General features: G+C 73.8%; 8 protein-coding genes. 2 read left to right on the top strand and 6 right to left on the bottom strand.

The genetic code is table 11. The features are described 5' to 3' along the window. Positions 1–376 (bottom strand): thioesterase family protein (locus tag E4P40_RS26515; protein ID WP_135161301.1); only part of this gene is annotated, 376 nt, incomplete at its 3' end. A gap of 78 nt (positions 377–454) precedes the next feature. On the opposite strand from E4P40_RS26515, the gene E4P40_RS26510 reads away from it, so the two are divergent. Then, positions 455–880 (top strand): VOC family protein, encoded by a 426-nt coding sequence (locus E4P40_RS26510; RefSeq protein ID WP_135161300.1) that lies wholly within the window; start codon positions 455–457, stop codon positions 878–880. Between the two features lie 4 nt (positions 881–884). On the opposite strand, the gene E4P40_RS28400 is transcribed toward E4P40_RS26510, so the two are convergent. After that, positions 885–1,034, bottom strand: a complete 150-nt coding sequence (locus E4P40_RS28400) for a hypothetical protein (protein ID WP_167762380.1) — start codon at positions 1,032–1,034, stop codon at positions 885–887. A 221-nt stretch (positions 1,035–1,255) separates the two neighbouring features. Here E4P40_RS28400 and E4P40_RS26505 point away from each other — a divergent pair, with 221 nt between their 5' ends. Then, entirely contained in the window at positions 1,256–1,705 is a 450-nt protein-coding gene (locus tag E4P40_RS26505) for a type II toxin-antitoxin system PemK/MazF family toxin (protein WP_135161299.1), read from the top strand. Positions 1,706–1,709: 4 nt separating this feature from the next. Here E4P40_RS26505 and E4P40_RS26500 read toward each other — a convergent pair whose 3' ends face one another. The 4 genes from E4P40_RS26500 to E4P40_RS26485 form a co-directional block, all read right to left on the bottom strand. Next, positions 1,710–2,483, bottom strand: a complete 774-nt coding sequence (locus E4P40_RS26500; RefSeq protein ID WP_135161298.1) for a maleylpyruvate isomerase family mycothiol-dependent enzyme — start codon at positions 2,481–2,483, stop codon at positions 1,710–1,712. Positions 2,484–2,501: 18 nt separating this feature from the next. After that, entirely contained in the window at positions 2,502–3,152 is a 651-nt protein-coding gene (locus tag E4P40_RS26495) for a TetR/AcrR family transcriptional regulator (protein WP_135161297.1), read from the bottom strand. Positions 3,153–3,209: 57 nt separating this feature from the next. Next, a complete protein-coding gene (locus E4P40_RS26490) occupies positions 3,210–3,419 on the bottom strand; it encodes a hypothetical protein (protein WP_245160614.1) in 210 nt (69 codons plus the stop codon). Positions 3,420–3,527: 108 nt separating this feature from the next. Continuing rightward, positions 3,528–4,397, bottom strand: an 870-nt coding sequence (locus tag E4P40_RS26485; RefSeq protein ID WP_135161295.1) for an AbrB family transcriptional regulator, incomplete at its 5' end; no start/stop codon positions are given.

Below are 4,397 nucleotides of genomic sequence, written 5' to 3'. Positions count from 1 at the left end.
CGAGCACGGCCTTGATGTCGTCGGGCCACGGGGTCGCCCGGCCGGCGTCGGTCGCCACGTAGGTGTTGCGGACGACGCAGCACACGCGGTCGCCCACGCGGATCGTGTAGCGCACCGTCACGCTGGTACGGCCCAGCTTCTCCGTCTCGCCGTCGACGGTGACCGTGTCGCCCCACCGGGCCGACGACGTCCACTCGAGGGAGCTCGCCTTCACCACGGGGTCGACCCGCGCGGCCACCTCGTCCCAGGGCAGCCCCTGGGCGGCCCACCAGTGGTTGGACGCCTCGTCGGCCCACGTCAGGTAGTGCGCGTTGAAGACGACGCCCTGCTGGTCGCACTCCACGTAGCGGACCGGGGAACTCCACTGTGCCGACACGGGGAGCCAGGCTAGCCGGGACCCGCGCCCGGGATCCGACCCTGCCGGAATGTCGGCGGACTCCCCTACCGTCCGGCCATGGCATTCGACTTCCAGGTCGCGATCGACTCCGCCGAACCGCACGTGCTGGCCGACTGGTGGGCGGAGGCCCTCGGGTGGCAGGTCGAGGCGCAGGACGAGGGGTTCATCCGCCGCATGGTCGAGGCCGGCTACGCGACGGAGGATCAGACCATGCGCCATCACGGCGCGCTCGTGTGGAAGGAGGGGGCGGCGATCACCTCGCCCGACCCCGACCGGCCCCGGGTGCTCTTCCAGCAGGTCCCGGAGCCGAAGACGGTCAAGAACCGCATGCACTTCGACGTCCGCGTCGGCGCGGACCGGCAGGAGGCCGAGGTCGCCAGGCTCAAGGAGCTGGGCGCCACGGAGCTCTGGCGGGCGTCGCAGGGCCCGCACGAGTGGGTCACGATGGCCGACCCCGAAGGCAACGAGTTCTGCGTCGCCTAGCGGGTCAGCCGGCGCGGAGGTCCCGCGCGAGCTTGCGATCGGCAACGGCCCGTTCGGCCATGACACGGGCGCGGTGCCGCCGCGGTCGGCGGTCGCTGCCGAAGTAGTGCGCGTCCTCGACGAGCTGGAAGGCGGCGAGGACGCTCGCCTGCACGTCACGCGCCCTCGGGACCGCCGGCCGTACCGGTTCGGACGTCGTCATGAGAGCCCCCGTTCTCCCGGGGGCGCCCGCCGTCGACCCCGTGGACCCATGGTGCCCCGTAATCGGCCGAACGAACCCCCTCCGTGACCAATTGGTACCGATGTGTCACAAGTGACACGGGAGGCCTGTTCAGCGGCCCGGCTGGACCCACCGGTCCCCCGTACCGTGCCGGCATGGCGCGCGCAGAACGCTTCCTCCGGCTCGCCGGTCAGCTGATCGGGCTGGTCCGCCGGCCGTCGTCACCCGACGTCGAGTACCGGCCCCGCGACGACGACCGGCCCGATCCCGGCGAGGTGGTCTGGGCATGGGTGCCGTACGACGAGGGCGACGGGCGCGGCAAGGACCGACCGGTCCTCGTCATCGGCCGCCGGGGCCCCGACCTGCTCGGGTTGCTGCTCTCCAGTCAGGACCACGACCGCGACGCCGCCGACGAGGCGCGCCACGGCCGGCTCTGGACCGACATCGGCAGCGGGCCGTGGGACAGCAGGCGCCGGCCGAGCGAGGTGCGCCTGGACCGCCTCCTGGTCCTCGACCCGGCCACCGTCCGACGGGAGGGCGCCGCGCTGGACCGCGTGCGCTTCGACCGGGTCGTCGCCGAGGCCCGCCGGGTCCAGGGCTGGTGAGCGGTCAGAACGGCACGTGCTGGCCGAGGGGTGGGCTCGCCGTCCCCCGGCCGGACAGCGCCCGGCAGAACTCCACGGCGTCGAGCTCCAGCACGTCGGCGTGGGCGCCCTCGGCCGACCACTCGCCACCGGCCGGGCCGGTGAGCCGCAGTCGGTACGGCCGGCCGTGCCGCGACGCCCACTCGGCGACGACGTCGGCGACCAGGACACCGTCGTGCTCCGGTGTCAGTTCGAGCTCGCGGCCGACCGCCCGGCTGATGTCGACGCGGTGCATCCAGGGGTCGCGGGTGAGGATGACGTCGAACAGGAAGCCGAAGGTCCAGCGCTCCGTCCGCCCGCCGACGACCTGGTCCTCCGGCACGGTCAGCCGGCCGATCAGCGTCGCCATCCGGTGACGTCCGCGCTCGGCGCGCGGGGCCACGGCCGCGAACCGCTCCACCAGCTCGGTTGCCGACAGGCCCGCCGACCGGCGGACCTGCAGCGCGGTCAGGGCGTCGATGCCCCCACCGGCCCGCGATGCCGCGACGTTCTGCGCGACGGCGGCCCGCAACGTCGCCGCCATCTCGGTCATCCCGAGCACGTGACCGGCCATCGCCCGCACGTCCCAGCCGGCGCAGTCCGTCGGACGGGCCCAGTCCTCCGGTGCGAGTGACCGGAGCAGCGCGGCGACGCGGGCGTACTCGGTCGCGGCCAGCCGCCGTGCGGTGTCCCGGTCCAGGACGGCCCTGCGCGAGGACGGACGGCGGGACGGGGGGTGGACAGTCGTGCCGGCGGCCATGGCGGTACCTCTCGCGGATCAGTCGGACGGTGGGATGGGCGGTCCGCCGTGGTGGGCCAGCCACATGGCCACCACGTCGGGCAGGGTGGAGGTGAAGGTGCCGGTCTCGAAGGGCTCGCCCGGTGCGTTGGCGAGCTGCTGGGTGATGACGCCGCTGATGACGGCGGTCTGGGTGCGGTAGACGAGGTCGAGGTCGGCCCCGGGAGCGAGCATCCCCGCCGCCTGCAGCCGCGCGAGGAAGGCCCGGCTCGAGACCGCGATCTCCACGGCGGGGGCGTAGGCCTCCGCGGACGGCGCGAAGCCGGGCACCGGGCGCCAGAACATGAGCGGCGCGTAGGCCGGGTGCTCCACGGCCCAGCGCACGAAGGCGGACTCGACGGCCACCAGGTCGGCGACCAGGTCGGTGCCGTCCCGCGTCGCCTCGACGGCGCGGATGTTCTCGAGCAGCGTCCGCCAGCCACGCTCGAAGAGCGCGTCGTAGAGCGCGTGCTTGCCGTCGAAGTAGACGTAGAGCGACGGCGGGCGGATACCCATCCGCCGGGCCACCTCGCCGAGGGTGAGGCCGGCGACTCCGTGGTCGGCCATGACCTCGACGGCGACGTCGAGCACCTGCTCGATGGTCTCCTGCCGGCGGCGCTGCCGACGGTCCAGGGGCACCGTCCCGGTCATGCCGGGAACGGTCCTCCTAATAGCGTTAGGAAGTCAAGAGGGTCGTAGGCAGGCGTCTCAGTCGGCTTCGTCCCGCACCGGCCGGCGGACCGGAGGCCGCAGGTTGTAGACGCCGACGCCGTCGGTGAGCGGCTCGAGGTCGTAGCGGTGCACGACCTTCGGGCCGTCGTGCAGGTGGACGTGCGTCACCGTCGGCAACGGCTCCCCGTGCCGGGCCGCGCGGATCTCCACCCGCCCGTCCAGGGGTCCGCCGACGAACAGCAGCACGGCGTCGTCCGTGCCTGCGTCCGTCCCGACCGCTGCGTCCTCGCTCAGCTGGAGGCCCCTTCCGCTCGAATCCCGGTCAGCAAGGGTAGGCGCGTCGGGGTCTCCAGGTCAGCCCGACGCGGACCTCCGCAGCCATCGGGCGACGAGCGGGGCGCTGAGCAGCATGACGAACAGCCGCAGCACCTGGACGGCGAGCACGAACGTCACGTCCGCCCCGATGTCGCTCGCCGTGGCCAGGACGGCGTAGAGCCCACCCGGAGTGGTCGCCAGGTATCCGTCGAGCGCGCTGACGCCGGTCGCGGCCGACAGCACCGCGCCCAGACCGGCCGAGGCCACGATCACCCCCAGGATGACGGCCAGCGCCAGCGGCAGGGCCCGGCCGATGGTTCGCAGTCGCTCCCGCGTGAAGCTGACCCCCACCTGGAGGCCGATCACGAGGAAGGTCGCCGTCTCGACGAGGGCCGGGACCTCCGCGCCGCGGCCCAGCCCCGTGAGGTCGACGGCCGCCGCCGCGATCAGCGGACCCAGGAGCGCCGGCACGGGGAGCCGCACCAGCCGCGCGGCGATCACCCCGGCCAGCGAGCAGCCGACCGTGAGCAGCAGCCCGGCCGGCCAGCCGGGACCGTCCTCGACCGGCGGCGGGCCGCCGTCCCCGGCCGAGGCGCCGTAGGCCACCGTCGCGACCACCGGCATGAGGAGGACGATCAACAGGACCCGCAGGTACTGGAGGACGGCGACCATGCGCGCATCGGCGCCGAGCTCGCGGGCCATGGCGATGATCCCGGAGGCACCGCCGGCGATCATCGAGAACGCCCCGGTGACCGGACTGATCCCCGGCTGCAGCCGCAGCAGGAGCCCCGCACCGAGGCTGAGGCCGAGCGTGGCGACCGTGACGGCGAGGACGGGCAGCCAGTTCGCGGCGACCGCCCGCAGGGTCTCCAGGTCGATGAGCGATCCCATCGAGACGCCGAGCACGGC

It is taken from the genome of Blastococcus sp. CT_GayMR20, from assembly GCF_004570345.1.
The sequence above is the reverse complement of the archived record's forward strand: the minus strand, read 5'-3'. Positions and strand labels throughout refer to the sequence as shown.